We start from the raw sequence: 1,882 nt of genomic DNA, 5'->3' as shown, positions 1-1,882 counted from the left end.
CGCGCCAACGACGGCGAGACGCTGCTGGCGCTCGACGGCCGCACCTACACGCTCGATTCGTCGGTCTGCGTGATTGCCGATGATCACGGCGTCGAATCGCTCGCCGGCATCATGGGCGGTGAGGTCTCCGGCTGTTCGGCCGAGACCACCGACGTGCTGATCGAATCGGCGTTGTGGAACGAGATCAATATCGCCCAGTCGGGCCGCAAGCTCGGCATCAACACCGATGCGCGTTACCGCTTCGAGCGCGGCGTCGATCCGGCCTTCATGCTGCCCGGGCTCGAACTCGCCACCAAGCTGGTGATGGAGTTCTGCGGCGGCACGCCGTCGGACGTGGTGGTGGTCGGCAATCCGTTCGCCGACGACAAGATCATCGACTTCCCGCTCGCCGAGGTGAAGCGGCTGGCCGGCATCGAAGTGTCGCTCACCGAGATCCGCCGCATCCTCAATCATCTCGGCTTCACGGTCGTCGGTCAGGCGCCGGTGGTGAAGGTCGCGGTGCCGTCGTGGCGCAGCGACGTCCACGGCAAGGCCGATATCGTCGAGGAAATCGTCCGGATCGTCGGCGTCGACAAGGTGCCGCTGACGCCGTTCGAGCGCGGCGATGCCCCGCGCAAGCCGGTGCTCACCCAGATCCAGAACCGCACCCGCCGTGCCAAGCGCGCGCTGGCGGCGCGCGGCCTGACCGAGGCGGTGACCTGGTCGTTCATCTCCAAGCCGTTCGCCGAAGCGTTCGGTGGCGGCCAGCCGGAGCTGGCGCTCGCCAATCCGATCGCGTCCGATCTCTCCGACATGCGGCCGAGCCTGTTGCCCGGCCTGATCGCCGCCGCCCAGGCCAACGCCGATCGCGGTTCGGCCGATCTGGCGTTGTTCGAAGTCGGGCAGGTGTTCAAGGGCGACCGGCCGCAGGATCAGTTCATGGCTGCGAGCGGCGTCCGCCGTGGCGTGGCGTCCTCCGCCGGCCTCGGCCGGCATTGGTCGGGCTCGGCGCAGGCGACCGCGCTCGATGCCAAGGCCGATGCGTTCGCGGTGCTGGCTGCGGCGGGTGCGCCGATGGCGGGGCTGCAGATCGCCACCAACAAGCTGCCGGCCTGGCTGCATCCGGGCCGCTCCGGCGCGATCCAGATCGGGCCGCAGAACGTGCTCGGCTATTTCGGTGAGTTGCATCCGCGGGTGCTCGAACAGCTCGGGGCCGACGGCCCGCTGGTGGCGTTCGAGGTGATCCTGGAGAAGATCCCCGATCCGAAGCAGCGGCCGACCCGCGCCAAGCCGGCGCTGGAATTGTCTGCGTTCCATCCCGTGTCGCGCGACTTCGCCTTCATCGTCGATCGCAAGGTCGCGGTCGCCGATATCGTCCGCGCCGCGCAGGGCGTCGACAAGAAGCTGATCACTTCGGTCAGCGTGTTCGACGTCTATGAAGGCAAGGGCATCGATCCCGACAAGAAGTCGGTGGCGATCGCCGTGACGCTGCAGCCGCGCGACAAGACCATGACCGATCAGGAGATCGAAGCGGTCGCGGCCAAGATCGTGGCGGAAGTCACCAAGAAGACCGGCGGCAGCCTGCGCGGCTGAGGCCGCTCAGCGCCACCACGACGGCGTGCCGCTCGCGGTGGCGGGCGGGCGCTGCTCGCGCTGACGCTGCGGCTCGCGCCGCGGCTTCTGTTTGCGTGCGGGCTTCTCCGGCGCGGGCTCCTTGACGGCGCCGATCTTTTTCAGCGCAGCGTCGGCGGCGCGCTCGCCGGATTCCCAGGCGCCCTGCACCGTGCCGAACAGCGTTTCGTGGGTCGCTTCACCGGCAAAGAACAGATTGCCGAGCGGCTCGCCCAGCACCTTGCGCGACTGTCCCTTATACACATCTGACGCTGCCGACGAATTAGACCGT

The 1,882-nt window shown here is 68.2% G+C and carries 2 protein-coding genes; one reads left to right on the top strand and one right to left on the bottom strand.

Annotation, left to right across the window (positions count from 1 at the left end; translation table 11 throughout):
• Positions 1-1,572: phenylalanine--tRNA ligase subunit beta (locus DYI24_RS25840; RefSeq protein WP_164574340.1), on the top strand; the 1,572-nt coding region annotated here is incomplete at its 5' end.
• A gap of 6 nt (positions 1,573-1,578) precedes the next feature.
• Here DYI24_RS25840 and DYI24_RS28840 read toward each other — a convergent pair.
• The coding region (locus tag DYI24_RS28840) for an FAD-dependent oxidoreductase (protein WP_164574339.1) at positions 1,579-1,882 on the bottom strand (304 nt) is incomplete at its 5' end.

Origin of the sequence: Rhodopseudomonas sp. BR0C11 (assembly GCF_010820945.1) — a bacterium.
GTDB lineage: Bacteria > Pseudomonadota > Alphaproteobacteria > Rhizobiales > Xanthobacteraceae > Rhodopseudomonas > Rhodopseudomonas palustris_H.
Note: the sequence above shows the minus strand (reverse complement) of the source record. Positions and strands in the feature narration are given on the sequence as shown.